The organism is Pigmentiphaga daeguensis, assembly GCF_039523035.1.
GTDB classification, from domain to species: Bacteria; Pseudomonadota; Gammaproteobacteria; order Burkholderiales; family Burkholderiaceae_B; genus Pigmentiphaga; species Pigmentiphaga daeguensis.
The window spans coordinates 162570-189537 of the sequence record NZ_BAAAEN010000001.1 but is presented as its reverse complement, the minus strand read 5'-3'; the positions used below and the strand labels follow the sequence as shown (position 1 = coordinate 189537).

Here is a 26968-nt window from a genome sequence, read left to right as displayed (position 1 = left end):
AAAAATGCCCCCACGCTAGGCCCTTCGGGCCGTCGCTGCCCCCCGAGGGGGCGTTTTTGCCTTGGGGCGGCCCGGCGGCAAAAAAAAACGGCGCTCCAAAAGGAACGCCGCTCTCCACGAGCCCGGTTTTACCCCAGGATGCGGTGGATCCGGCTTTGCCGGTCCACCCGCATCGCCCCCTGGGGGGCGCGCGTCAGCGCGTAGGGGGGATCCTATTCAGCCAACTTCTTCCAAGTATCGACCACCGTATCCGGATTCAGCGAGATCGACTTGATGCCCTGGTCCTTCAGCCAGACCGCGAAGTCCGGATGATCCGAAGGACCTTGGCCGCAGATGCCGACGTACTTGCCCGCCTTCAGGCAAGCCTCGATGGCACGCTGCAGCAGCGCCTGGACGGCCGGATCGCGCTCGTCGAAGTCGGCGGCCAGGAGTTCCAGGCCGGAGTCGCGGTCCAGGCCCAGGGTGAGCTGGGTCAGGTCGTTCGAACCGATCGAGAAGCCGTCGAAGTATTCGAGGAACTGCTCGGCCAGCACGGCGTTGGACGGGACTTCGCACATCATGATCAGGCGCAGGCCGTTCTCGCCGCGCTTGAGCTGGTTGTCGGCCAGGAGGCCGACCACTCGCTCGGCCTGCTTGAGCGTGCGCACGAAGGGAACCATGATCTCGACGTTGGTCAGACCCATGTCCTGGCGCACGCGGCGCAGCGCCTCGCATTCCATGCGGAAGCACTCGGCGAACTCGTCGGCGATGTAGCGCGAGGCGCCGCGGAAGCCCAGCATGGGGTTCTCTTCCTCGGGCTCGTAGCGCGAGCCGCCGATGAGCTTGCGGTATTCGTTCGACTTGAAGTCGGACATGCGCACGATGACCGGCTTGGGATAGAAGGCCGCCGCGATCGTGGCGATGCCCTCGGCCAGCTTGTCGACGAAGAACGCGCGCGGGCTGGCGTAGCCCCGGGCCACCGATTCCACCGCCTTCTTCAGGTCGCCGTCGACATTCGGATAGTCGAGGATGGCCTTGGGGTGGATGCCGATGTTGTTGTTGATGATGAATTCCAGGCGGGCCAGGCCCACGCCGCCGTTCGGGATCTGCGCGAAGTCGTAGGCGAGCTGCGGGTTGCCCACGTTCATCATGATCTTGACGTCGATGGCGGGCATTTCGCCGCGTCGGACTTCCTCGACCTCGGTTTCCAGCAGGCCGTCGTAGATCCGGCCCTCGTCGCCTTCGGCGCAGGACACGGTGACCATGGCGCCGTCGGCCAGCACGCTGGTGGCGTCGCCGCTACCGACGACCGCCGGGATGCCCAGTTCGCGCGCGATGATGGCCGCGTGGCAGGTCCGGCCGCCACGGTTGGTGACGATGGCCGAGGCGCGCTTCATGACCGGTTCCCAGTTGGGATCGGTCATGTCGGTGACCAGCACGTCGCCAGGCTGGACCTTGTCCATGTCGGCGATGTCGGCCACCAGGCGCACCGGGCCCGAGCCGATCTTCTGGCCGATGGCGCGGCCCGTGACCAGCACGTTGCCGGTGGCCTTCAGGCGGTAGCGCTGCTGCACGTCGTTGCCGGACTGCTGCGACTTCACGGTTTCCGGGCGGGCCTGCAGGATGTAGATCTTGCCGTCGTTGCCGTCGCGGCCCCATTCGATGTCCATGGGACGGCCGTAGTGCTTTTCGATGATGACGGCGTAGCGCGCCAGCTCGATCACGTCGTCATCGGACAGCGAGAAGCGGTTGCGCTGTTCGGGCGCGACGTCGACCGTGCGCACGGCGCGGCCTTCGGTGCGGGCCGGGTCGAATTCCATCTTGATCAGCTTGGAGCCGATGCGGCGGCTGACGATGGGATACTTGCCGGCTTCCAGCGTGGGCTTGAAGACGTAGAACTCGTCGGGGTTGACCGCGCCCTGCACCACCGTCTCGCCCAGGCCGTAGGACGAGGTGATGAAGACGACGTCGGGGAAGCCCGATTCGGTGTCGATGGTGAACATGACGCCGGCCGCGCCGGTGTCGGAGCGGACCATGCGCTGGATGCCGGCGGACAAGGCCACGTCGGCATGGGCGAAGCCCTTGTGCACGCGATACGAGATGGCGCGGTCGTTGTACAGCGACGCGAACACGTGGCGGATCTTGTCCAACACGTCGTCGATGCCGACCACGTTCAGGAAGGTTTCCTGCTGGCCGGCGAACGAGGCGTCGGGCAGGTCTTCGGCGGTGGCGGACGAACGGACGGCGAACGAACCCTTGCCGTCGGCGTCGAGCTTGGCGAACGCTTCACGGATGTCCTTCTCGAACTTGGCCGAGAACGGAGCATCGACGATCCATTGCCGGATTTCCGCGCCGGTTTCGGCGAGCGCGCGCACGTCTTCCGGATTCAGGGAAGACAGGCGTTCGTTGATCCGGGTATCCAGGCCCGAATCCTTCAGGAAATCGCGGAAAGCCTCTGCCGTCGTGGCAAAGCCCCCGGGCACGCGGACTCCGGCGCCGGTGAGCTGGCTGATCATCTCTCCAAGTGAGGCGTTCTTTCCTCCTACCGAGTCAACATCCGTCATCCGGAGTTGCTCGAACGGCACAACATAAGACATGAAAGTCCCCTATTACAATGGCAAGAAAGCTTGTTTGGCGAGCACACGCGCCGGGCGATTCCGCGCCGCAATGCGTGGTGTGCTGGCCAAACCCGCCTCCGCCGCGGCCCAGGGCTCCGTAAGCCTGGGCGTGCGCCATGCGTAACCGGGGTAATCCCCGGATTGTACGCCGGCCGCCGGCCTTTCTGCACATTGCTTGCTTCGTTTGCCTTTCCCATCCCCGGAAACCCTGTTTTTGCGAGATATCCATGCCTCAACCCGCCCCCGCCGCGAATTCGTACCTGCGCACCGTATTCGTGGTCTCCGACGGCACCGGCATCACCGCCGAGACCTTCGCCCACTCGGTCCTGGCGCAGTTCGAGAACGCCCGCTTCCGCCATATCAGGCTTCCTTTCATTGATTCGGTGGACAAGGCCGCCGACGTGGCCGCGCGGATCGACGCCGCCTTCACGGCGGACGGGCAGCGCCCCATCGTCTTCAGCACCCTGGTCAATTCCGAGATCAATACCCGCGTGCGCCAGGCCAACGGCCTGTTCCTGGACCTGTTCTCGACCTTCGTCGAGCCCATCGAGCAGGAACTGAACATCAAGTCCAGCCATTCGATCGGCCGCTCGCACAACATGGCCAACACCAAGCAGTACCAGAGCCGGATCGAGGCCATCAACTTCAGCCTGGCGCACGACGACGGACAGTTCATCAAGGGCCTGGAACAGGCCGACGTGATCCTGGTGGGCGTGTCGCGCTGCGGCAAGACGCCCACCAGCCTGTACCTGGCCATGCAGTACGGGATCAAGGCCGCCAACGTGCCGCTGATTCCCGACGACTTCGAGCGCGACGCCCTGCCCTCGGCCATCCTGCCTCACCGCAACAAGCTGTTCGGGCTGACCATCCAGCCCGAGCGCCTGGCCGAGGTCCGCAACGAGCGCCGCCCCGACAGCCGCTATGCCTCGCTGGAGCAGTGCCGCTACGAGGTGGCCGAGGCCGAGAAGCTGATGCGCCGCGAAAGCATCCGCTGGCTGTCGACCACCACCAAGTCGATAGAGGAAATCTCGACCACCGTGCTGCAGAAGATCGGGCTGGAAGGCCGGTTCTATTAAGTCAGGAAGCAGGCCGCGGCGGGCGCGCCAGCGCCTCGCTTTCGGCCGCATGGGGCCGGGCCGCGACCTCCAGGCACTCGCGCAGCACGTTCAGCAGTTCGCGCCGCCTGGGTTCGCGGGGCATGACCAGGCCCAGCTCGCGGTGGAAGACGTCCTTGCCCAGCGAGACCGCCCGGACGCCCGGCGGCAGGCTATTGCTGCGCGTGATGGGCACCAGCGACACGCCCAGCCCGGCCGCCACCATCGCCACCATGGCATCCACGTCCTCGATATCCAGCATGGCCTCGACATGCAGGTCGTGCCGGCGCAGGAAATGCTCGACCCCCCGCCCGCCGAACGAGGCACGGTCGTAGCGGATGAAGGGGTGGGCGGCCAGCAACTGGCGCCAGTCCTCGCCCGGGACGCCCTCCGGCACCGCCAGCACGAAGGGTTCGCGCACCAGCGGCTGCCATAGCAGCTCGCGCGGTAGCATGAAGGGCGGCGCGATCATCAGCGCGGCGTCCAGCTCGCCGCTGTCGACCTGGCCGATCAGGAACAGCGACGAACCGTGCACCAGCCGCACCGATACCAGGGGATGGCGGCCCCGCAGGATGCCCAGCGCCGTGGGCAGCATGCCCACCTGGGCGGTCTGGATCGCCCCCATCCTGACCGTGCCGCGCAGTTCGCGGCTGGTCACCCGCACGGCCAGCTCGTCGAACAACCCGACGATCTGGCGAGCCATTTCCACCGCTTCCTCTCCCGCCTCGTTCAGCGTGGCCGAGCGTCCGGTCCGGGTGAACAGGGGCGCGCCCAGCGCCTCCTCCAGGCGTTGCATCTGGGCGCTGACGGCCGACTGCGTCAGGCCGATGCGGGCCCCCGCCGCGGCGAACGTGCCCCAGCGCACGACCGCAAGAAACGTCTTCAGCTCGCGCAGCACGACGGCACCCTCCGAATGATCAAAAAAATTTGACCTCAGGCGAAAAACAAAGCGTTTTCGTTTAAGGATTTTTGTTTATACCATGGCTGCCATGGATGCCTGCCTTGGCGTCCCTTCCCACTTCGAATCCCTGGACACTGGGTCGCCTGCAGTGGGGTTAATTTCGCCCAAAAACAACTAAATCAAATCAAAACAAAATAAATACGCAGAATTTCTGTCAACTTCATGGCACAGCACTTGCTTGATAACCCAGGAGACGGCGCGCAATCCCGCGTTCGCCCCTCTCTCTTGAATGGAACAGCAGGTATGAAGATCCCCTCCTTTCTAGCGGCCGCCGCGCTGGCCCTGACCCTGGCCCTGCCGGCCCATGCCTACCCGGACCGGCCGATCACCATCGTGGTGCCGTTCTCGGCCGGCGCCGGCACCGATCTGACCGCCCGCCTCCTCGCGCGCACCATGGAGAAGCACGCGGGCCGCAGCGTCGTGGTGGTGAACCGCGCCGGCGCCGGCGGCGAGATCGGCATGGCGTCGGTGGCCAACGCGGCGCCCGACGGTTACACGCTGTCCATCCTGAACACGCCCAACGTGCTGACCATTCCCATCGAACGCCGGGCGCAGTTCAGCCTGTCCAGCTTCGACGTGATCGCCAATATCGTGGACGACCCCGGCACCCTGAGCGTGCGCGGCGACAGTCCGCTGCGCGGTATCCAGGAACTGGTGGACGCGGCTCGCAAGGCACCGGGAACGCTGACCTACGGGACGGCCGGCGTCGGCTCGGCCGGCCATATTTCCATGCTGCTGCTGGAGCAGGCCGCCGGCATACGGCTGCGCCACGTGCCCTTCAAGGGCACGGCGGACGTGGCAACGGCCTTGCTGGGCGGCCACATCGACATCGCCACCGCCAACCTGGGCGAGGCCCTGGGTTTTTCCAAGGGCAAGCAGTGGCGCATCCTGGGCCAGATGGCGTCCAGCCGGTCCCCCATGGCGACGGACCTGCCCACCTTCGCCGAGGCCGGCTATCCCATCGAAAGCGGTTCGCTGCGCGGGCTGGGCGCGCCGCGCGGCACGCCGCCGGAAACGCTCAGGGCGCTCTCGGCGCTGGTGGACAAGGCCATCAACGACCCCGACTTCCGCCAGGCGGCCCGGGGGGCCGAGCAGAACGTCCGCTACCTGCCGCGCGACGACTACGCGCTCCTGCTGACGGGCATGCAGGGCCAGTTCGAGAAACTGTGGGCGGCCTCGCCCTGGAATCAATGATGCCGAGCCCCTCGTTCCCCCCGCACCGGACCGCCACCATGAAAACCGCCCTTCGCTTCCTTCTTTCCGCCCTCGCGCTGGCCGGCGCCTGCGCCGCGCACGCCGCCTATCCCGACCGCCCCATCACCATGATCGTGCCGTTCAGCGCGGGCGCCGGCACCGACCTGACCGCGCGCACCGTCGCCCAGTGCATGGAAGGCCAGATCAAGGGTGCCACCATCGTCGTCACCAACCGCCCCGGCGCCAGCGGCGACATCGGCCTGGCGGCGCTGGCCACGGCCGCGCCCGACGGCTATACCCTGGGCATCGTCAACACGCCCGGCGTGGTCAGCATCCCGATCGAGCGCCAGACGCGCTACACCGTCGCCAGCTTCGACTTCCTGGGCGCCGTGGCCGATGCGCCGGGCACGATCAGCGTGCACGCCGACAGCGGCATCCACTCCATCCAGGACCTGGTGCGCGCGGCCAAGGCGAAACCGGGCGGGATCACCGTGGGTACGCAAGGCGTGGGCTCGGCCGGCCACATCGCGCTCCTGCTGCTGGAGCAGTCGGCAGGCATCGAACTGACCCCGGTGCCGTTCCAGGGTGCGGCGCCCGCGCGCACCGCGCTGCTGGGCAAGGTGATCGACTCCACCATGGCCAACGTGGACGAGGCCGTGGGTTTCCGCAACGGATCGCCGTGGCGCATCCTGGGCGTGATGAGCGATACCCGCTCGCCCGTGGCCGCCGACCTGCCCACGTTCAAGGAAGCCGGCTACGACATCGTGGCGGGCTCCATGCGCGGCTTCGCCGGCCCCAAGGGCATGCCGCGCGAGGTGGTCAAGACACTATCCGACGCCATCCGCACCTGCGCCGCCGACCCGGTGTTCCTGGACCGCGCGCAGAAAGCCTTCCTGCCCGTGCGCTATCTGCCGCCGCAGGAACACCTGGACAGCCTGCGGCGCCTGGACACCTCGCTGCGCGAGCTGTGGAAGGCCAAGCCCTGGAACCAATGACCCCTTCACCCCAACGGCGGACCTTCCGCCATCCTGAACGAGACGAACGCTTCATGAGAACCGACCACAGCACCTATGCGGACATCCGCGCCTACCTGAAGAATCACGACACCCTGCTGGTCCCGGTGGGCGCCACCGAGCAATACGGCTCGCACCTGGCCACGGGCACGGAACTGCGGCTGTGCGAGATGATCGCCACCGAGGTCGGTGCGCTGACGGGCTTTGCCGTGACGCCCATCATCCCGGTCAACTACTCCGCCATGTTCCTGGATTACCCCGGCACGCTGTCGGTGTCCATGGCCACGCTGGAACGCTACCTGGACGAGATGTGCGACGGCCTGGCCGGCCAGGGCTTTCGCCATTTCATGTTCGTCAACATCCATGCCGGCTCGCTCGGTCCGATCGAAAGCGTCTGCCGCAATCTGCGCCGGCGCCATGGCGCGGTGGGCGGCACCATCGATGTCTTCACGGTGATGCGCGACGTCGGCGGCGTCGAATTCAAGACCAGGAAATCGCCCTCGGGCCATGCCTCGGAAATGGTGACCTCGGTGGCGCTGGCCAAGTGCCCGGAGCTGGTCTTCATGGACCGCGCCCAGGCCACCGAATCGCTGCGCCCCTTCGTGGACGGCGTCAAGACAGTGTCCAGCGGCAAGGTCAGCCTGGGCAAGTCCAGCTTCTCGGTATTCAGCGACATCAGCGACTATGCTCCCATCGGCACCCAGGGCGACCCGACCGGCGCCACCGCCGAGCAGGGGCACCAGGTATGGAACGCCGCGGTGGACTACCTGGCCGAGGCCGCCAGGAAGTTCAGCCAGATGTCGTTCCAGGCATAGGGAGCGGCCATGCGCAACAATCCGCTGAAAGCGCTCTGGCGGGCCGGCAAGCCGGCCTTCGGCACCTGGGCCACGCTGGTGCACCATCCGCGCTTCATGAAGCTCCTGGCCGTGACGGGCCTGGACTTCGTGCTGATCGAGATGGAGCACAGCGACTTCACCATCGCCGAGGTCGGCACGCTGTGCCTGGTCGCGCGCGAAGCCGGCATCGTGCCCATCGTGCGGCCCGCGGGCACGCAGCCGCACGACTACACGCGGCCGCTGGACGCCGGCGCCATGGGCCTGCTGCTGCCCAACGTGGAGACGGCCGGGCAGCTCGAATCCATCCTGCGCGCCACCAAGTACCACCCGCGCGGCGAACGCATCCTGAACATGCGCGGCCCGCACACCGACTACGTCCGGCTGACCCAGCCGCTGGAGCAGATCCAGGCCATGAACGAGCACACCCTGACGGTGGCGATGATGGAGTCGCAACGCGGCCTGGACAACCTGGACGCCATCTGCCGCGTGCCGGGACTGGACGCCGTCATGATCGGGCCCGACGACCTGTCGCAGGCGCTGGGCGTGCCCGGCGACATGAAGCATGCGCGCATGGTCGAGGCCACCGAGCACGTCATCGCCACCTGCCAGCGCCACGACGTGCCCTGGGGCTTCAGTTGCCAGGACCCGGCCAGCGCCGCCGAATGGATAGGCCGCGGCATCCGGTGGATGCCCTATGCCAACGACGCCGCGGCGCTGTTCAACACCTTCAGCTCGGCCGCGCAGCAGCTCAAGCGCGCGGCGGGCCGCTAGCCCCCCATTCCTTCATAGACCAGGAGTCTTCGATGAAAGCAGTCGCCATGTACAGCCCCTACGGCTGGAAAGCCAAGATCGGCCTGATCGTGCCGTCCACCAACACCGTCAACGAACCCGAGTTCTGGCGCCTCGCGCCCGAGGGCGTGACCATCCATACCGCCCGCGCCATGCTGCTGGGCCCCGCCACCGAGGAGTCCTACTACAAGATGGCCGAGGCGGTGAACGGCGCCGCCGACGAACTGGCCACGGCCGAGGTCGACGTGGTGGCCTACGGCTGCACCTCGGGCTCGATCATCTGCCCGCTGCCGGAACTGATCCGCAACATGAGCCAGCGCACCGGCACCCCCGCCATCGCCACCGCCGGCGCCGTCGTGGCGGCGCTGCGCGCGCTGGGCGCCCGCAGGATCGCCGTGGGCACGCCCTACGTCGATTTCGTCAACGAGAGCGAGGACAAATTCCTGCGCGACTACGGCTTCGACGTACTGACCCTGCAAGGCCTGCGCCTGGGCGAAACCCAGGAGGAACGCCGCGGCATCGGCCGCGTGCCGCCCGAGATGGTGTTCCGCCTGGCCCGCGCGATCGACCGGCCCGAGGCCGATGCCATCTTCATCTCGTGCACCAACCTCGCCACCTTCGACGTCATCGCCGAGATCGAAAGCGAGCTGGGCAAGCCGGTCGTGACCAGCAACCAGGCGTGCTTCTGGGCCTGCCTGCGCCTGCTGGGCCTGCGCACGTCCATTACCGGCCACGGCACGCTGCTGGAGCACCAGCTCGATCCCATCGACGAATCCAGCTACGCGCTGCCGTCCGCGCGATGAACGTCCCGCCGCCCGACCTCGCGCTGGCCAAGACGCTGTTCGCGCAGTTGCGCCGCGATGGCCACGACGGCGTGGGCATCACGCGCGATGCCTACGGCCCGGGGGAACAGCGCGCGCATGACGAGGCCACGCGCCTTGCCCGCGCGCTGGACCTGGAGATCGCGCGCGACGCCGCGCTGAACCTGTACCTGACGCTGCCCGGCCGGGACCGGCAGGCACCCCGCGTCATGACGGGGTCGCACCTGGACTCGGTGCCGGCCGGCGGCAACTACGACGGCGCCGCCGGCGTGGTGGCCGGGCTGGCGGTGCTGGCGGGTTGGCGGGCGGCCGGATTCGTGCCTCCGGCGGACGTGACGGTGATGGCCGTGCGCGCCGAGGAAAGCACCTGGTTTCCCTATTCCTACCTGGGCAGCAAGGCCGCCTTCGGCCTGGTCGGCCGCGACGCGCTGCAATTGCGGCGCGCCGACACCGGCCGCCCGCTGGCCGAGCACCTGGCCGAATGCGGCGGCGACCCGGCCGCGTTCGGCAGTGCCTGGCTGGATCCGGCGCGCATCGCCCGCTTCGTCGAGCTGCACATCGAGCAAGGTCCCGTGCTGGTGGACGACGCGCTGCCGGTGGGCATCGTCACCGGCATACGGGGCAGCCTGCGCCATCGCGATGCCCGCGTCCTGGGCAGCTATGCCCATTCGGGCGCCGTACCGCGCGCCGGACGGCGCGATGCCGTGCGCGCCGCCGCCCTGCTGGTGGCCGCCATCGACGACGACTGGGAACGGCTGGAGGCGCAAGGCCGCGACCTGGTCGTGACCTTCGGCAAGTTCTGCACCAATCCCGCCCAGCACGCCTTCAGCAAGGTGGCCGGCGAAGTGGACCTGTGCGTGGACGTACGCAGCCAGGACCGCGCGGTGCTGGACGAGGTCGACGCCCTGCTGGACGCCCATGCGCGCCGGCTGGAACAGGCGACCGGCACGCGCATCGAACTGGGCCCGCGCACCGGCTCGGAACCGGCGCTGATGGATGCGGGCATCCAGCGGTCGCTGGAAGCCGCCGCCGCCCGCCACGGCATCGCCGCGCGCCGCATGGCCAGCGGCGCGGGACACGACGCGGCGGTGTTCGCCCAGCGCGGCGTACCCACCGGCATGGTGTTCGTGCGCAACGACCACGGTTCGCACAATCCCGACGAACACATGGACATGGACGACTTCGCGCTGGGCACGCGCCTGCTGGCCGACGTTCTGGCCGCTCCCTGACTCTCTTTTCCTAGGAACACGATGAAGCCACCCGTCTGCCTGGTTGTCCAGCCCATCCACCCCGCCGGCATCGCCCGCCTGCGGGCCGCCGGTATCGAAGCCCGCATGGCCAGTTCGGCCGACATGGCCACCGTGGCCCGCGAGATCGCTCCCTGCCAGGCCGTGATCACGCGCAACGCCGGACTGGATACTGCCGCCGTCGAGGCCGGCGCGCAACTGGCCGTGATCGCCAACCACGGCATAGGCACCAACAAGATCGACGTGGCGCGCGCCACGGCGCTGTCGATACCCATCGTCTACACCCCCACCGCGAACGCCCGCTCGGTGGCCGAGCACGCCGTCATGCAGATGCTGGCGGTGGCCAAGCGGCTGGCCGCCTGCGACCACGCGGTGCGCGCCGGCGACTGGGACTACCGCTATCGGCCCGGCCTGCAGGAACTGCACGGCAAGACCCTGGGCATCGTCGGCTTCGGCATCATCGGCCGGCTGACCGCGGCCATTGCCCTGCATGGCCTGGGCATGCGGGTCATCGTGTATTCGCCGGCCGTGCCCGCCGGCGAGATCACCGCCCAGGGGGCGCAGCCCTGCCCGGCGCTGGACGAGCTGCTGGCGCAGGCCGACGTGGTGTCGCTGCACCGTCCTTCCCGGGCCGATACCCGGCACATGATCGACGCGCGCGCGCTGGCGCGCATGAAGCCGACGGCCATCCTGGTCAACACCGCGCGCGCCGACCTGATCGACACCGACGCGCTGGCTGCGGCGCTGCGCGACCGCCGCATCGCCGGCGCCGCGCTGGACGTATTCGAGCAGGAGCCCCTGCCCGCCGGCCATCCGCTGTGCGGACTGGACAACGCGCTGCTGACGCCCCACACTGCCGGCAGCACGGACGAGGCCCTGCGCGCCGCCGCCGAACAGTGCGCCGACCAGATCATCGAGGTCCTGGCGGCACGCCGGCCGGCCCACCTGGTCAACCCGCAGGTCTGGGAAACCCGGCGCCTGCCCGTTCCGGCCTGACCCGTCATCTTTCATGCACCGACCGTCATCATGCAATCGATCTTCCACCTGGCCTATAACGTCACCGACCTCGCCCAGGCGCGCCGCTTCTATGGCGACGTCCTGGGCTGCGCCGAGGGGCGCAGCACCGACACCTGGGTCGATTTCGACTTCTTCGGACACCAGATCTCGCTGCACCTGGGCACGCCGTTCAAGACCGAGCGCACCGGCCACGTGGGCGACAAGCTCGTGCCCATGCCGCACCTGGGCGTGATCCTGCTGCTGGACGACTGGCAGGCGCTGGCGCGGCGCCTGCGGGAGGCCGGCACGGAATTCGTGCTGGAGCCGCAGGTCCGCTTCCAGGGCCAGCCCGGCGAACAATGGACCATGTTCTTCACCGACCCGTTCGGCAACCCCATCGAGGTGAAGGGGTTCAAGTCCTTCGAGTCGGTGTACGCCGCCTGAGGATCAGGCGCGGCGCGCCGTCAGCCATTTGGCCGGGGGCAGCGGCTCGGCGCAGATGCGGATCTCGCCGATGTTGCCCAGGAAGCCGTTGGTGCGCTCGCCGGCATACGCGCCGCCGCCGATCACCATGCGGTCGGTGGACTTGCGGTAGGCGATGCCCGGCGCGTTGGCCGCGTTGCGCAGCACCGGCGCCCCTTCCACGTACATGATGGTCTCGTTCAAGGCCGGATCGTTGACGATGGCGATGTGCACCCATTTGCCGGCGATGATCTCGCCCGACCAGTTGGCCGCGGGAGACTTGCTGCCCGGGCTGTTGGGCAGCACTTCCCATTGCACTTCCCGCAGGCTCGAGATCGAGAAGATGATGGGGCATTCGTCGCCGTCTCCGCCCGCGAAACCGGGGATCTGGCCACGCCGGCCGTCGCGCTCCATGATGTTCATCCACGCGTTCTGGCTGGCGGTCCAGCTGCTGTCGACCTTGATGAAGGCCTCGACGGTGTAGCCGGCATCCAGGGTGGCCGTGTTGACCTGGGCATCCGCGCGCGTCGTGAAATAGCTCATGCGCAGCGGACTCGTGGTCGTATTGGCGAAGCGCACGCTGCCGGGCGCCGCGGACAGGTAATGACGGTCGTCGGTCCAGGTCAGGTCGCCCTCCTGCCCTATCGTGGCGCCGTTAAAGGTCAGGGCCTCGCGATACACCGGATTCCTGCCGGTCGTGTCCGCCACCACCTGGCCCACCGGCACCACGCTGCCGGGCGTTCCGCCGAAGAAGCGCCAGTGCGCCACCGTGGACGCCACCAGCGGGTAGTCGTTCTCGTCGGCGGCGGGCTTCTTCTCCACCGTTTCCGGTTCCTCATAGGTCGCCAGGATGGCGGCCTTGGCACGATCGTTGATCGGCTCGTTGCCCGCCTCGGGCGTCTTGAAACCGGGGTTGAAGCGGGCGAAGCGCTTCTTGAAATCGAAGTCGATCTCGAATTGCTGGTTGGCCTCGGTCAGCACCGCCACGTCGAAGTCGTTCAGCGTATCGGCGGGCTTCTGCGGCACCCACGGCGAGAACGACAGGACCTTGATCTTGTTGCGGGTCAGGTCGAACTCGTACAGGCGCATCAGCCCGTTGCCGCCCATGTAGGCCATCTGGTAGTCGACCACCATTTCCTCGACCGCGTTGCCATAGTCGTTGGTCTTGGTCAGGCGCGAGGCGCCGTGATAGTGGCCGTTCAGCGTCATGAAGATCTGGTCGTTGTCCCGGATCAGCTTCTCCCACAGCATCTTGCCGTACGGAACCTCCAGCGGGCTCGCGCCGTCCGCGGCGATGTTCAGCAACTGGTGGTTGACCAGGATGGCGGGCAGGGTCGGATGATCCGCCAGCACCTTGCGCGCCCAGGCGATGGCCGCGTCCGACGCGCGCCACGACAGCGACAGCACCAGGAACCGGTTGCCGTCGGCCTCGAAGATGTGGAACTCGTGGAACCCGGACGCATCGCGGCCGCCGAACGTCGCCTGCTGCTTCGCGCGTTCGGTCGGGAACCACTTCAGGTACGGCTCGGCGGCCAGGTTGCGCTGGGCGTCGGTGTTCGAGGCCTGGCTGCTCTCGTCGACATAGTCCACGTCGCGGATCACGTCGTGGTTGCCCGCCAGGATGGAGTACGGCAGCCTGGCTTCCTCCAGCACCTTCATCGCGTCGTCGGCGACCTGCCACTGGGCCGGCTTGCCCTGCTGGTCCACCACGTCGCCCAGATGGATGGTGAACGGGATCTTCAGGCTCTTGGCGTTTTGCGCGATCCAGTTCGTCTGCGCGCGGAACGGCGTCGATCCGTACTTGCGCTGGAACTGCGTGTTCTCGGCCTCGGTCGCATAGCGCGCATAGAACTGGGTATCGGGCAGCACCGCCAGCGCGAAGCTGGACACCAGGGTGGATGGCTGCTCGCCGTCTCCGCCGTTGCCGTCCCCGGGATTGCCCGTCTGCGGCGGCGCGTCATCGCCGCCGCAGGCCGACAGCAGCAATGCCGTGCCGCCCAGCGACAATCCGAAGCCCGCCTTCATCAGCAAGCGGCGCTGCCGGTCGGGCAGTCCTTCCAGCTTGCGGAGCGTGTCCGGGGCGAGAATGTTGTCCTTCTTGTTCATGTCCTGCTTGTTTCCATGCCACGAAAGCCGCACAGCGTAGCGATGGAACATGACAGGAGTACGCGGTCCGCATGCCGCGTTGAAACGCGCATGCAACCTTGGAGCCGCGGCTGGGCCCTAACCCGGAACGAACCGGCGCCGATGCTCGAACAGGCACACCGCCACCGCCGCCCCGACGTTCAGCGACTCGGCCGCCGGCTCCTGCGGAATGCGCACCCGCAGCGCCGCGGCGGCCTGAAGTTCGGCGCGCACGCCCTGCCCTTCATTGCCGAATACCCAGGCGCAGTGCCGCGGCAGCGCGGCCTGGTAAAGGCCCACGGCATCGTCCAGCGTGGTGGCCACCAGCGGCAGGTCCAGGCGCGCCAGCAGGGCCCGCAGATCGACCCGCTCATGGATGGTCAGCGAGAAATGCGCCCCCTGCCCCGAACGCAGCACCTTGGGCGACCAGGCGAAGGCGGTCTCGTCCGACAGGAAGACGTGGCGCACGCCGGCCGCCGCGCAGGTGCGCAGGATGGCGCCGACGTTGCCGGGGTCCTGGACGCGGTCGAGCAGCACGCAGCCTTGCGTGACGCGCTCGGGCAGCGGCGGCGCCGGCGTCTCGACCACGAACACCACGCCCTGGCCGGCCTGCACGTGCTCCAGGTCGTCGATCAGGTTGCCGTCCAGCCAGACCTGGCGGTCGGCCGGCACCTGGTCGCGCAAGGCCATGACTTCGGCGCTGGCCCGCTCGCCTTCCAGCCGCCGCGCGTCGAACACCGCATGCCGGGGCAGGCCCCGCCATTGCAGGTAGGCCTGGCACAGGTGCACGCCTTCCAGCACGGACAGGCCGGCCTCGCGCCGTGCCTGCGAGGCCTGCGTCAGCTTGCGCAGCGACTTGAATAGCGGATTGTCGCGCGAGGCGATGCGTTTCATGGTCGGTCTTCCAGGCGGCGATCCGCGCGGCTAGGCGCGCTTGGCATGGCGGCGGCGCGGGGCCGGCGCCTCGGGTTCGGGCAGGTCGTCCCAGGGCAGCAGGCTGTCCATTACCCGGGCCAGCGGCGTTTCCGGCTCGGGTATGCCCAGGGCCCGGCGCACGGGCTCGAAACTGCGGCGGTGTTCCGGGCACGGGCCGTGTTCCAGCAGGCAACGCAGGTGGTCTGGCGTGCCGTAGCCCTTGTGCCGGTCGAAGCCGTACATGGGGTAGCTGGCGTGCAGCCGGACCAGTTCGGCATCGCGCGCGGTCTTGGCCAGGATGGACGCCGCCGAGATCGCCTGTACCTGCGCATCGCCGCCGATCACGGTCTGCACCCGGCAGGCCAGCGCCGGCGCACGGTTGCCGTCCACCTGCACCAGGTCGGGCACGCAGCCCAGCCCCTCGACGGCCCGCCGCATGGCCAGCATGGTGGCGTTCAGGATGTTCAGCGCGTCGATCTCGGCCACGCTGACGCTGGCCACGCACCAGGCCAGCGCGCGCTCCTGGATCAGCGGGGCGAGTTCGTCGCGGGCGCGCTCGCTCAGCATCTTGGAATCGTTCAGGCCGTCGACCGGACGGGCCGGATCGAGGATGACGGCCGCCGCGTAGACCGGCCCGGCCAAGGGCCCCCGGCCGGCTTCGTCCACGCCCGCCACGCGCAGGGTCAGCAGCGTGTGGGCATCGAAGGCCGACAACAGGTCCGCTCCCGGCGATTCCACCGCGGTCCAGCCCAGCTCGGTCTGCACCCAGCCCTTCTCAGCCATGGCCCGCCACCTCCAGGATCGCCTGGCTGGCCAGGGCGGGCGTGTCGCGCACGAGGTCGTCATGCAAGGCGGTGAAGCGCTCTTCCAGCCGGCGGGTGGCGGCCTCGTCGGTCAGCGCCTTCCAGGCCGCGTCGGCCAGCGCGCGCGGCGTGGCCTCGTCCTGCAGCAGCTCGGGCACGACCGTGTCGCGGCACAGCACGTTGGGCAGTCCCACCCAGGGCAGATAGGCCTGGCGCCGCATGATCCACCATGACAAGCGCGGCAGCACGTAGGAAATCACCATGGGGCGCTTGAACAGCGCGGCCTCCAGCGTGGCGGTGCCGCTGGCAACCAGGACGGCGTTGCAGGCGGCCAGGATGTCGTGCGTGCCGCCTATGACGGTATGCAGGTTGGCCAGCCCCCCCACGGCCGCGGCGTGCGCCAGGAACTCGCGCTCGCGCTCGGCGTTGGCCATGGGCGCCCACAGATGCAGGCCCGGATCGCGCGCCTGCAGCAGCTTGGCCGCGGCCAGGAAGCGCGGAGCCAGGTGTCGAACCTCGCCGGCCCGGCTGCCGGGCATCAGCGCCAGCACCCGCGCGCCGGCGGCTATGCCGTGGCGGGCCCTGGCCGCGGCGCGGTCGGGCACGCGCTGGACGAGGCGCGCCAGCGGGTGGCCCACGTAGGTCACGGGAACGCCGGCGTCGCGATAGATCTGCTCCTCGAACGGGAACACCACCAGCATGTGGGAGACGGCGTCGCGGATCTTGTTGATGCGTTCCCCCCGCCAGGCCCACAGCGAGGGGCCGATGAAATGCACGGTGGGGATGCCGCCCTCGCGCAGGGCATGCTCCAGGCCGAAATTGAAATCGGGCGCGTCGACCCCGACGAAGGCCGCCGGCCGTTCGGCCAGCCAGCGCTCGCGCAGGCTGCGGCGGATGTTGAGCAGCTCGGGCAGGTGCATCAGGACGTCGGCGTAGCCGTTCACGGCCAGCTTGTGCATGGGATACCAGGCATCGAAACCCTGGGCCTGCATGTTGGGGCCGCCTATGCCCGCCAGCGCCAGTTGCGGCGCCCGCTCGTGCAGGGCCTCGACCACCGTGGCCGCCAGCAGGTCGCCCGAAGGCTCTCCCGCCACCATGCCGATGGACGCCCTGCCCTCATCCGGCACGCCGGCCTCCGTCAGCGCACGATACCGCGCGTGGCGGTATCGAGGAAGGCCAGCAAGGTGGACAGCGGAGCATCGAGCTCGGGATCCTCGGCACGCCTGGCCTGGAGCGCCGCGCGCGCCTCGTCCAGCGTCAGGCCCTGGCGGTACAGCGTCTTGTAGGCGGCCCGCAGTCCGGAGATCTGCGCCGGCGTGAAACCGCGCCGCTTCAGGCCCTCGACGTTGATGCCGACGGCCCTGGCCGGACTGCCCGAGGACGTGACGAAGGGCGGCAGGTCCTGCAGCAGCGTGGAATGGACGCTGGTCATGGCATGCGCGCCGATCTTGACGAACTGGTGCACGCCGGTCATGCCGCCCAGGAATACGTGGTCGCCGATGTGCACATGGCCGGCCAGCTGCGTGCCGTTGGCCAGGATGATGTGGCTGCCCAGCTGGCAATCATGGGCCACGTGCACGTAGGCCATGATCCAGTTGTCGTTGCCCAGGCGCGTCGCACCCGCGTCCTGCACCGTGCCGGTGTTGATGGTGCAGCATTCGCGTATCGTGTTGCCGTCGCCGATCTCCAGGCGGGTGGGCTCGCCGGCGTACTTCTTGTCCTGCGGCTCGGCACCGATCGAGCACGACGGGAAGAAGCGGTTGCCGCGCCCTATCGTCGTATGGCCGTCGATGACGCAATGCGGTCCGATCTCGGTGTCGGCGCCGATGCGCACGTTCGGCCCGATCATGCTGAAGGGGCCGACCGTCACGCTGTCGTCCAGCCGGGCGGCCGGATCGACGATAGCGGTGGGATGTATCCTCGCCACGAAAACCTTCCGTCAGGGTTCAAGGATGCGCATGGTGCACATCAGGTCCGCCTCGGCCGCGACCTGTCCGTCCACCAGCGCCTTGCCGTTGTACTTCCAGATGCCGCGCGACGAACGCTCGACGTTGACCTCCAGGCGCAGCTGGTCCCCCGGGACCACGGGCCGCTTGAAGCGGGCGCCGTCGATGCCGACGAAGTAGTACACCGTGTTGTCGTCGGGCTTCTTGCCGGCCGCGGTGAACGACGTGATGGCGGCCGCCTGGGCCATGGCCTCGAGGATCAGCACGCCCGGCATGACGGGATGGTGCGGGAAATGGCCGGTGAAGAACGGCTCGTTGATCGACACGTTCTTGATCGCGAGGATGGATTCCCCGGGCTTGACGTCGATGACCCGATCGATCAGCAGCATCGGATAGCGATGCGGCAAATGGTCGAGTATCCCCTTGATGTCCATTTCCATACAGATTCCAGTATTTGATGCGCGGCGGGCCGCTGCGGCGCCCGCCCGCCTTTTACTTCTTTTCCAGCGCCTTGATCCGCTTGGCCATGGTGGCCAGGTGCCTGACAGCGACCGCGTTGCGCTCCCACTGGGCGTGCTCGGTCATCGGGAAGAAACCAGTGTACTGCCCCGGCTTGTCGATGTTGCTGTGCACCGGGGTTGCCGCCGAGATGAAGACGTCGTCGCCGATCTTCAGGTGGCCCCCTATCATCGCGGCCCCGCCGATGGAACAGCGCTGGCCGATGGTGGTCGATCCGGCGATGCCCACGCAGGCCGCCATCGCGGTGTGGTCGCCGATGCGGCAGTTGTGGCCGATCATGATCTGGTTGTCGATCTTGACGCCGTTGCCGATCACGGTGTCGTCCAGCGCGCCGCGATCGATGGTGGTGTTGGCGCCGATCTCGACGTCATCGCCGATACGCACGCCCCCGAACTGCGGGATCTTGGTCCAGGCTCCCTTGGCCCGGGACGGATCGGGCGCGAACCCGAAGCCGTCATCGCCGATGACCGCTCCCGACAAGACGACGCAACGCGCGCCCATGCTGACCCCCCGGTACAGCGTGACACGCGGATGCAGCACCGTATCGGCGCCGACGCGGCAGCCCTCGCCCACGACGCAACCCGCACCGATGCGGGCGCGCGGCCCGATCTGCGCGCCGGCCTCGATGACCGCGAGCGGCCCCACGTGGGCGCTGGGATCGACGCTGGCGTCGGGCGCGACGACGGCCGACGGATGGATGGAGCCGGCGGGCTGGGGATGCAATTGCCGGTCGAACCATTGCCCGATCCGCGCGAACAGCAGATAGGGCGAATTGCAGACCACCAGCGGCAGCGCCTGCTCGGCGCGGCCTGCCTGCGAGAGGCTTTCGCGATAGGCTTGCGCCACCTCGGCCGTGACCAGCACGACCGCTGCGCGCGCATCGATCAGTTGCGACTGGTAACGGGGATTGGCGACGAAACTCAGTTCCTGCGGCCCCGCGTGCTCGAGATTCGCGATGCCCGCGACCACGACTTCGGCGCTGGGGAGCGCTTGCGCCCCCCCCGGCTCGATCGTCCACGTCAACCCGCTGGTATCGGTTTCGTCGAGCAGCCTTTGCAGTACCGGCGCCTTGGTCGTGTCAAGCAGGATGGGCATGCGAAGCTCGCGCGGACGACAGGAACATGCGAGAGCGGCGCAATTACTTGGCGCCGCTGTTCAGGGCCTTCAGGACCTTGTCGGTGATGTCGACACGCGGGCTGACCACGACGGCTTCCTGGAAGATCAGGTCGTAGTTTTCCTGCTCGGCGATCTGCTTGATCACGCGGTTGGCGCGCTCGAGGATCTGCGAGAGCTCCTCGTTGCGGCGCTGGTTCAGGTCCTCCTGGAACTCGCGGCGCTTGCGCTGGAAGTCCTTGTCGAGGTCGCTCAGGTCGCGCTGGCGGCGGGTGCGATCGGATTCGGACAGTACGGCGCTGTCCTTGTCCAGCTGCTCGGACTGGGTGCGCAGGCGATTGGCCATGTCTTGCAGCTCGGCATCGCGCTTCTTGAAGTCGGCTTCGATCTTGGCCTGGGCGGCCTTGGCCGGCGCGGCGTCGCGGAAGATCCGCTCGGTATTGACGAAGCCGATCTTGACCGGGGCCTGGGATGCCTGGGCATGAGCCGCGCCGACAGCGGCACTAGAAAGCACCAGCGCCGCCAGCACCCGGCCGGCACCCTTGACTGCAGAGGAGGCGGTCAGACTGGTGGCAGATGTCGAAAACATGCGGATCATTTATTTCTCGCTAGGAAGGTAGTCGTGTATTTTGCCACTAATGGCGCCGGGCCGGGCAAGCGCCCGGGGCCGCGCCCTGGTAATTGGTTGTAGCAGAAAAATTCCCGGGCGGGCATAGGCCTTGCGGCCGCCCGCCTCGTTCGCCTCGTCAGAACCCCGTGCCGATCTGGAACTGGAAGCTCTGGGTCCGGTCCTGCGGCTTGGCGTTGAGCGCCTTGCCGAAGGAGATCTTCAGAGGACCGATGGGCGATTGCCAGCTCAGGCCGATACCGGCCGAGTAGCGCAGCTGGCCCAGGTTGATGTTCTCCTCGTCGGCGTAGACGTTACCCGCGTCGGCGAACAGGAACCAGCGCAGCGTGCGGTCCTGCTGGGTGCCGGGGAACGGCAGCAGCAGCTCGGCGTTGGCGATGACCCGCTTGGCGCCGCCCAGGCTGTCGCCGTTCTTGCTGTCGCGCGGACCCAGCGAACCGCCGTCGAAGCCGCGCACCGATCCGATACCGCCGGCGTACACGTTCTTGAGCAGCGGGTACGGCCGGCCGCCGAAGCCCTTGCCGTAGTCGACCTGGCCGTTCAACGCCAGCGTCATGCTGCGCGTGATGGGCCAGTAGTACTGGTGCTGGTAGCTGGCCTTGTAGTAGCGCAGGTCGCCGAACAGCGAGGTTTCGCCGGCCGCGCGCTGGTAGGTGCCGCGCGTGGGCGCCAGCGCGCTGTCGCGCCGGTCGTTGCTCCAGCCCACCGAGAAGATGACGGCGTTGCTGCGAGCCCCGAAGGTATTGACGTAGTCGATGAAGCGCTGGGGGCTGCTGTCGTAGATGTCGATGTCGTTGGCTTCCAGCGCGGTGCCGAAGAACACGCGCTGGGTTTCCGTGAACGGCACGCCGAACGTCAGGCTCGCCCCCATGGTCTTGATGCGGTAGTCGCCGGTGTTGATCGACAGCGGACGCAGCGTACGGTAGTACAGGCTGGTCGAGCGGCTGATGCCATCCTGCGTGAAGTACGGATTGGTCTGGCTGATCGCGATCGTGCGGTAGGTCTTGCCGGTGTTCAGCTCCAGGCCGGCGGTGGTGCCGCTGCCGAAGATGTTGTCCTGGCTGATGCCCGCCGACAGCACCACCTTGTCGGTACTGCTGAAGCCCGCGCCCAGGTTGATCATGCCGGTCGGCTTTTCCTGGACGTTCACGTTGACGTCGATCTGGTCGGGCGTGCCCGGCACCGGCGGCGTCTCGATGTTGATGTTCTGGAAGTAGCCCAGGCGGTCGATCCGGTCGCGCGACAGCTGGATCTTGCCGGCGTCGTACCAGGCGCTCTCGAGCTGGCGCATCTCGCGGCGGATCACGACGTCGCGGGTGCGGGTGTTGCCGCCGATGTTCACGCGGCGCACGTACACGCGGCGGTTGGGATCGACGAAGAAGGTGATGGCCGCCGTTTTTTTCTCGCGATCGACCTGGGGCGTGGCGTTGACGTTACTGAAGGCATAGCCCAGCTTGCCCAGGTAGTCGGTGATGGCCTTGCTGGAGGCGTTGACCTTCTCGGCCGAGAAGGTCTCGCCCGGCTTGACCGTGATCAGCTTGTTGAGCTCGTCGTCCAGGCCCAGCAGGTCGCCCGCCAGCTTGACGTCGCTGACCGAGTATTTGTCGCCTTCGGTGATGGACAGGGTGATGAAGATGTCCTTGCGGTCGGGCGAGATCGTGACCTGCGGCGAATCGACGTTGAATTCCAGGTAGCCCCGGTTCATGTAGTACGAACGCAGCGTTTCGATGTCGCCCTGCAGCTTCTGCCGCGAATACTGGTCGGCCTTGGTGTACCAGGTCAGCCAGCCCGGCGTGGTCAGCTGCAGCAGGTCCAGCAGTTCGCTTTCGCGGATGGCCTTGGCGCCGATGATCTTGATGCCCGCGATGCGCGCGACGTCGCCCTCGAAGATGTCGAAGGTGATGCCGACGCGGTTGCGCTCGAGCGGCGTGATCGTGGGCACGATCTCGACCGAGTACTTGCCGCGCGCCAGGTACTGGCGCTTGAGTTCCTGCACGGCGCGATCGAGCAAGGCGCGGTCGAAGATGCGGGCCTCGGCGAAGCCCACTTCGGCCAGCGACTTGAGCACGTTGGCGGACTCGAATTCGCGCATGCCGTTGAAGGAGATCGCGGCGATCGCCGGGCGTTCGTCGACGATGACCACCACCACGTCGTTCTCGACCTCGATGCGCACGTCGCGGAAGAAGCCGGTACCGTACAGCGCCCGCACCGCCTGCGTGGCCTGCTCTTCGGTGAAGCGTTCGCCCACCTTGACCGGCAGGTATCCGAACACCGTACCGGCCTCGGTACGCTGGATGCCTTCCACCCGGATATCGCGGACGACGAAGGGATCGAAGGCGTAGGCCAGGGGGGTGGCCGCCATGGCCAGCAAAATGGACAGCAGACGCGGCATGCGCCGGGTGCGATTGGTCATGCGTAATCCCGGAGTTTTCTTAATTGAGTGATATGCGAAAGCGCGGCGTGCGGCTCGACCCGGCCCGGGCGGTCGAGGCACGGTCCGCTAAGGCGGCAGGCAAGGCGGCGCGCATGGGTTCTAGGTCAGCAGTCGCGTAAAGTCGTTGAACAAGGCAACGGCCATCAGCACCATCAGGATGCCGAACCCGGCGCGCTGCCCCATTTCCATCCAGCGTTCCGGCGGCGGACTGCCCCGGATGATCTCGACGAGATAATACAGCAGGTGCCCCCCGTCCAGCATGGGAATGGGCAGGAGATTCAGCACGCCCAGGCTGACGCTGACCAGCGCCAGGAAGGCGATGTAGGCCTCCAGGCCCATCCTGGCCGTCTGGCCGGCGTAGTCGGCGATGGTCACCGGCCCGCTGAGGTTGCTCAGGGCCACGTCCCCCACCAGCATCTTGCCCAGCATCCGCAGCGAGAACCAGGACACCTCGGCGGTGCGGCGGGCGCCCATGGCCAGGCTTTCGACCGGACCATGGCGCACGGTGATGAGCTGGATGTCGCCGCCGATCTGGGCGCCGATGCGGCCCACCAGCGTACCGTCCGCCTGGCGCTCCTCGCGCGGCAGGACGTCGATCGCCAGCGCCGCCCCGTCGCGTATCACGGACAGGCGCAGCGGCTGGCCGGCATGCGCCTGGATCAGCGTGATCAGTTCGGTGGCCGAGGGATCCTTCTTGTCGCCTGCCGCCACCACCCTGTCGCCGGCCAGCAGGCCCGCCTGGGCGGCGGCGCTCTCGGGCACGATGCCGCGGATCACGGGTTTCGGGCTGGCCAGGCCGAAGCCCTCGCGGCCCAGCACGTCGCCTTCCATCTGGCCCAGCGCGGCGCGGGAGAAGTCGACCGTGCGCACGCGGCGCTCGCCGCTGGCCGTCTGCACCTCGACGGCGGGACGGGCCTTGTCGGTCAGGCTCTTGAGCAGCATCCACCGCGCGTCGCCCCAGGTACCCACCTGGGCGCCGTCGATGGCGAGGATGCGGTCGCCCGCCTGGACGCCCGCCGCGAAGGCCGGCGTGCCGGCCGCCGGCGCGCCCAGCACGGCCGCCGGTTCCTTGACGCCGGCCATGTTCAGCGCCGCGTACAGCAGCGCCGCGAGCACCAGGTTGAACACCGGCCCGGCCGCGACGATGGCGATGCGCTTGCCCACCGGCTGGGCATTGAACGCGCGGCCCCGCTCGGCGGCGGGCACCTCGCCCTCGCGCTCGTCCAGCATCTTCACGTAACCGCCCAGCGGGATCGCCGACAGGGCCCATTCGGTGCCGTGGCGGTCGGTGCGCTTGCACAGCACCTTGCCGAATCCCACCGAGAACCTCAGGATGCGCACCCCGCACGCGCGGGCCACGAGGTAGTGCCCCAGTTCGTGGATCACCACCAGCACGCCCAGCGCGACGGCGAAGGCCGCCAACGTCAACAACATGGAAATCTCCTTGCTCCGGCATCCTGGCCTGGACGCCGAACCGACGATTTAACACGGAAATGCACGCCGGCTCCGGCAATACACGGGGAATCTCGGTAAGCGAACATGACAGGATCATCGGCCAAAGGCCGGTGGCCGCCAACCCGGGTGCGCGGCAAGCGCGCTTCCTAGGGCCCGGCGCTCCGGGCCAGGGCCTCGCCGGCCCGGGCGCGCGCCTCGCGGTCCAGGTCGAGCAGGGCTTCCAGGCTGCCCAGCCGGTCCGCGGCCCGGACCCAGGCGCCATCCAGCACGGTCTCGATGATAGCCGCGATTGCCGGATAGGGGGCGGCGCCCCGCAGGAAGGCCTCGACGGCCACTTCGTTGGCGGCGTTCAGGGCCACGCAGGCGCCCTGCCCGCCCCGCAACGCCTCGAACGCCAGGCGCAGGCACGGAAAGCGGGCCAGGTCGGGGGCCTCGAAGTCCAGGCGGCCCAGCCGGGCCAGGTCCAGCGGGCCGACGCCCGTGGCGATGCGCTCGGGGAATGCGAGGCCGTACGCGATGGGGGTCCGCATGTCGGGATGCCCGAGCTGCGCCAGCACCGACCCGTCGTCGTACTCGACCATGGAGTGGATCACGCTTTGCGGATGCACCACGACGTCGATGCGCTCCGGCGGCATCGCGAACAGCCAGTGCGCCTCGATGACCTCCAGCCCCTTGTTCAGCATCGTGGCCGAATCGACCGAGATCTTGCGCCCCATGGACCAATTGGGATGGGCACAGGCCTGGTCTGGGGTGACGTCCGCCAGGCTGTCCAGCGGCCGGGTACGGAATGGTCCGCCCGAGGCGGTCAACAGCAGCCGGCGCACGCCCGGCGCGGGCGCCTGGGCCGCCGACGCCCGGGCGCCATGGGGCAGGCACTGGAAGATGGCGTTGTGTTCGCTGTCGATAGGCAGGAGTTCGGCGCCGTTGTCGCGCACCGCGTCCATGAACAGGCGCCCCGCCACCACCAGGGCCTCTTTGTTCGCCAGCAGCACCCGCTTGCCGGCGCTGGCGGCCGCCAGCGCCGAAGGCAGGCCCGCGGCGCCCACGATGGCGGCCATGACCGTGTCGCTGGCCTCGTCGGCGGCGGTATCGGCCAGCGCCTGCGCGCCCACGCGGATCTCCGGCAACCGTGCCCTGCCCCGCCACGCATCGACGAAACGCTGGCGCGCCGCATCATCGGGCACCACCACGACGGCAGCCTGGCTGGCCTCCGCCTGGGCGGCGAGCTGTTCCATGCGGCTGTGGGCGCTCAGGGCATGGACGCGGTAGCGCTGCGGGTGGCGCGCGATCACGTCCAGCGTGCTGGCGCCGATGGAGCCGGTGGCGCCCAGTATGGTGACGGTACGGAAGGTCATGACAGCAGGACGGCCAGCGGCAGGACGGGAATCAGGGCATCGATGCGATCCAGCACGCCGCCGTGGCCCGGCAGCAGGTTGCTGGAATCCTTGATGCCGGCGCGCCGCTTGATGAGCGATTCGAACAGGTCGCCCGCGATGGACAGCGCCGCCAGCACCACGGCCAGGGCCAGGGCTCCGGCCCATCCCCAGCGCTCGACCAGGGCGGCGCCGAAGGTGCCGGGGAAGAAGCCGCAGGCCAGCACGAAGACGACCACGCACACGACGCCGCCCAGCGCGCCCTCGCGGGTCTTGCCCGGGCTGATGTGGGGTGCGAGCTTGTTGCGCCCCAGCGCGCGGCCGACGAAATACGCCGAGATGTCGGCGATCCAGACCACCGCCATCAGGGTGAGCAGGAAGGGCACGCCGCGTCCGAACGCCGCGGTCAGCGCCGACCAGGCGGCCAGCAGCGCGAACGGCGCCAGCGCGGTCAGCCAGGGGTTGCGAGGCTCGGCATCCGGACTGGCGCGAAACAGCATGGGGACCAGCAGGCCCACCCAGACCGCCGAGACGGCGATCCACAGGCCGCGCCAGAAGCTGCCGGCGGGACCGGCCGAGAGGTCGGCGCCGCCGCTGTTCCAGCGCCAGGCGACCAGGGCGGCGCCCAGTACCACGCCCGCCGCGATGGCGGGCAGATGGGCGCGGCCGGTGCCGCCGCGGGGCGAAAGCGTCAGGCGCCACCACTCCCACAGCGCGCAGCCCACGAACACCGCCATCAGGATCTCGAAGGGGCGCGGATCGGCCACCGCCAGCACGGCGACCAGGACGATCAGCAGGACGATGGCGGTGACGACGCGCTGCCCGAGCATGGGTCTAGCCGCCGTTCGAGGAAACCGCCGCCGGCGCCTTCAGCTGGGCGCTGGTGCGGCCGAAGCGGCGCTCGCGGCTGCGATAGGACTTGCACGCCAGATCCAGTTGATCGGCGTCGAAATCGGGCCAGAAGCAGTCGGTGAAATACAGCTCGGTATAGGCCAGTTGCCAGACCAGGAAGTTGGAGATGCGCTGCTCGCCGCCCGTGCGGATGAACAGGTCCGGCTCCGGCGCGTACGCCATCGACAGATGCGGCGTCAGCATGGCCTCGTCCAGTTGCTCGGGATGGGCAGCCAGGTCCGGACGCGCAGCCAGCAGGCGGCGCGTCGCTTCCAGGATGTCCCAGCGGCCGCCATAGTTGGCGGCGATCGTCAGCGTCAGGCGGTCGTTGTCGCGGGTGCGGGCTTCCACGTCGGCGATCAGCTCGCGCAGCCGGGGCTCGAACGCGCTGATGTCCCCCACGACCTTGAGCTTGATGCCGTTGCGGGCCAGCCTGGCGACCTCGCGCTCCAGCGCGTGGACGAACAGCCGCATCAGCAGGGACACCTCGTCGGGCGGACGGCGCCAGTTCTCGGAACTGAAGGCGAACAGGGTCAGGTATTCGATGCCGCGAACGGCGCAGGCCTCCACCACCGCCCTGACGGCATCCACGCCCTTCTTGTGGCCCGCCACGCGGGGCAGGAAGCGCTGCGTGGCCCATCGGCCGTTGCCGTCCATGATGATCGCCACGTGCCTGGGCACGGCGTCGGTACGGGGAATGCCGAGGGTTGAACTCAGGACCATGTCAGCTCCGCTGGGACCGAATGTACATGGCGGA

24 protein-coding genes are annotated in these 26968 nt (G+C 68.4%); 9 read left to right on the top strand and 15 right to left on the bottom strand.

Annotated elements, in window-relative coordinates; all coding sequences use genetic code 11:
* Positions 1-212: 212 nt before the first annotated feature.
* Positions 213-2576 carry a phosphoenolpyruvate synthase gene (gene ppsA, locus ABD104_RS00930; RefSeq protein ID WP_279816529.1) on the bottom strand — a complete coding sequence of 788 codons (2364 nt, stop codon included), beginning with the start codon at positions 2574-2576 and terminating at the stop codon, positions 213-215.
* A 248-nt stretch (positions 2577-2824) separates the two neighbouring features.
* Between ppsA and ppsR the strand changes: the two genes are divergently transcribed.
* Complete coding sequence (ppsR, locus tag ABD104_RS00925; RefSeq protein WP_087837383.1) at positions 2825-3673, top strand: posphoenolpyruvate synthetase regulatory kinase/phosphorylase PpsR; 849 nt, start codon at positions 2825-2827, stop codon at positions 3671-3673.
* 1 nt (position 3674) lies between these two features.
* On the opposite strand, the gene ABD104_RS00920 is transcribed toward ppsR, so the two are convergent.
* Entirely contained in the window at positions 3675-4589 is a 915-nt protein-coding gene (locus ABD104_RS00920) for a LysR substrate-binding domain-containing protein (protein ID WP_243724336.1), read from the bottom strand.
* 306 nt (positions 4590-4895) lie between these two features.
* Between ABD104_RS00920 and ABD104_RS00915 the strand changes: the two genes are divergently transcribed.
* Genes ABD104_RS00915 through ABD104_RS00880 form a run of 8 tightly spaced genes read left to right on the top strand, consistent with a single transcriptional unit; the run spans position 4896 to position 11992 of the window.
* Positions 4896-5846, top strand: a complete 951-nt coding sequence (locus ABD104_RS00915) for a tripartite tricarboxylate transporter substrate binding protein (protein ID WP_087837385.1) — start codon at positions 4896-4898, stop codon at positions 5844-5846.
* 38 nt (positions 5847-5884) lie between these two features.
* The gene (locus ABD104_RS00910) at positions 5885-6841 is read left to right on the top strand and encodes a tripartite tricarboxylate transporter substrate binding protein (RefSeq protein ID WP_087837428.1); all 957 of its coding nucleotides are present in this window, start codon (positions 5885-5887) and stop codon (positions 6839-6841) included.
* A 53-nt stretch (positions 6842-6894) separates the two neighbouring features.
* Positions 6895-7674: a creatininase family protein gene (locus ABD104_RS00905; RefSeq protein ID WP_087837386.1), complete on the top strand. Its 780-nt coding sequence runs from the start codon at positions 6895-6897 to the stop codon at positions 7672-7674.
* Positions 7675-7683: 9 nt separating this feature from the next.
* Entirely contained in the window at positions 7684-8466 is a 783-nt protein-coding gene (locus ABD104_RS00900) for an HpcH/HpaI aldolase family protein (RefSeq protein ID WP_087837387.1), read from the top strand.
* A gap of 32 nt (positions 8467-8498) precedes the next feature.
* A complete protein-coding gene (locus tag ABD104_RS00895) occupies positions 8499-9287 on the top strand; it encodes a maleate cis-trans isomerase family protein (protein WP_087837388.1) in 789 nt (262 codons plus the stop codon).
* Positions 9284-10534, top strand: coding sequence for a Zn-dependent hydrolase (locus tag ABD104_RS00890; RefSeq protein WP_087837389.1), 1251 nt, complete (start codon positions 9284-9286; stop codon positions 10532-10534). Before ABD104_RS00895 ends, ABD104_RS00890 begins: the two co-directional genes overlap by 4 nt.
* A gap of 21 nt (positions 10535-10555) precedes the next feature.
* Positions 10556-11548, top strand: a complete 993-nt coding sequence (locus ABD104_RS00885; protein ID WP_087837390.1) for a hydroxyacid dehydrogenase — start codon at positions 10556-10558, stop codon at positions 11546-11548.
* A gap of 30 nt (positions 11549-11578) precedes the next feature.
* Positions 11579-11992 (top strand): VOC family protein, encoded by a 414-nt coding sequence (locus ABD104_RS00880; protein ID WP_087837391.1) that lies wholly within the window; start codon positions 11579-11581, stop codon positions 11990-11992.
* A 3-nt stretch (positions 11993-11995) separates the two neighbouring features.
* On the opposite strand, the gene ABD104_RS00875 is transcribed toward ABD104_RS00880, so the two are convergent.
* The 13 genes from ABD104_RS00875 to uppS form a co-directional block, all read right to left on the bottom strand.
* Positions 11996-14116, bottom strand: coding sequence for a LamG-like jellyroll fold domain-containing protein (locus tag ABD104_RS00875; protein WP_087837392.1), 2121 nt, complete (start codon positions 14114-14116; stop codon positions 11996-11998).
* A gap of 117 nt (positions 14117-14233) precedes the next feature.
* The gene (locus tag ABD104_RS00870; protein WP_087837393.1) at positions 14234-15028 is read right to left on the bottom strand and encodes a TrmH family RNA methyltransferase; all 795 of its coding nucleotides are present in this window, start codon (positions 15026-15028) and stop codon (positions 14234-14236) included.
* Positions 15029-15058: 30 nt separating this feature from the next.
* Positions 15059-15832 (bottom strand): ribonuclease HII, encoded by a 774-nt coding sequence (gene rnhB / locus ABD104_RS00865; protein ID WP_087837394.1) that lies wholly within the window; start codon positions 15830-15832, stop codon positions 15059-15061.
* On the bottom strand, positions 15825-16949 hold the full coding sequence (gene lpxB / locus ABD104_RS00860; RefSeq protein ID WP_087837429.1) for a lipid-A-disaccharide synthase: 1125 nt from the start codon (positions 16947-16949) through the stop codon (positions 15825-15827). The genes rnhB and lpxB overlap by 8 nt, the downstream gene beginning before the upstream one ends.
* 41 nt (positions 16950-16990) lie before the next feature.
* Positions 16991-17779: an acyl-ACP--UDP-N-acetylglucosamine O-acyltransferase gene (lpxA, locus tag ABD104_RS00855; protein ID WP_087837395.1), complete on the bottom strand. Its 789-nt coding sequence runs from the start codon at positions 17777-17779 to the stop codon at positions 16991-16993.
* Between the two features lie 12 nt (positions 17780-17791).
* On the bottom strand, positions 17792-18238 hold the full coding sequence (gene fabZ / locus ABD104_RS00850; protein WP_087837396.1) for a 3-hydroxyacyl-ACP dehydratase FabZ: 447 nt from the start codon (positions 18236-18238) through the stop codon (positions 17792-17794).
* Between the two features lie 52 nt (positions 18239-18290).
* Entirely contained in the window at positions 18291-19412 is a 1122-nt protein-coding gene (gene lpxD, locus ABD104_RS00845) for a UDP-3-O-(3-hydroxymyristoyl)glucosamine N-acyltransferase (protein ID WP_087837397.1), read from the bottom strand.
* 43 nt (positions 19413-19455) lie between these two features.
* Positions 19456-20019 (bottom strand): OmpH/Skp family outer membrane protein, encoded by a 564-nt coding sequence (locus ABD104_RS00840; RefSeq protein WP_087837430.1) that lies wholly within the window; start codon positions 20017-20019, stop codon positions 19456-19458.
* Positions 20020-20176: 157 nt separating this feature from the next.
* Complete coding sequence (bamA, locus tag ABD104_RS00835; RefSeq protein ID WP_087837398.1) at positions 20177-22471, bottom strand: outer membrane protein assembly factor BamA; 2295 nt, start codon at positions 22469-22471, stop codon at positions 20177-20179.
* A gap of 120 nt (positions 22472-22591) precedes the next feature.
* Positions 22592-23926: an RIP metalloprotease RseP gene (gene rseP, locus ABD104_RS00830; RefSeq protein WP_087837399.1), complete on the bottom strand. Its 1335-nt coding sequence runs from the start codon at positions 23924-23926 to the stop codon at positions 22592-22594.
* Positions 23927-24093: 167 nt separating this feature from the next.
* The gene (locus ABD104_RS00825; RefSeq protein WP_087837400.1) at positions 24094-25302 is read right to left on the bottom strand and encodes a 1-deoxy-D-xylulose-5-phosphate reductoisomerase; all 1209 of its coding nucleotides are present in this window, start codon (positions 25300-25302) and stop codon (positions 24094-24096) included.
* Complete coding sequence (locus ABD104_RS00820; protein WP_087837401.1) at positions 25299-26150, bottom strand: phosphatidate cytidylyltransferase; 852 nt, start codon at positions 26148-26150, stop codon at positions 25299-25301. Before ABD104_RS00820 ends, ABD104_RS00825 begins: the two co-directional genes overlap by 4 nt.
* A 4-nt stretch (positions 26151-26154) precedes the next feature.
* A complete protein-coding gene (gene uppS, locus ABD104_RS00815) occupies positions 26155-26934 on the bottom strand; it encodes a polyprenyl diphosphate synthase (protein ID WP_087837402.1) in 780 nt (259 codons plus the stop codon).
* Positions 26935-26968 lie beyond the last annotated feature (34 nt).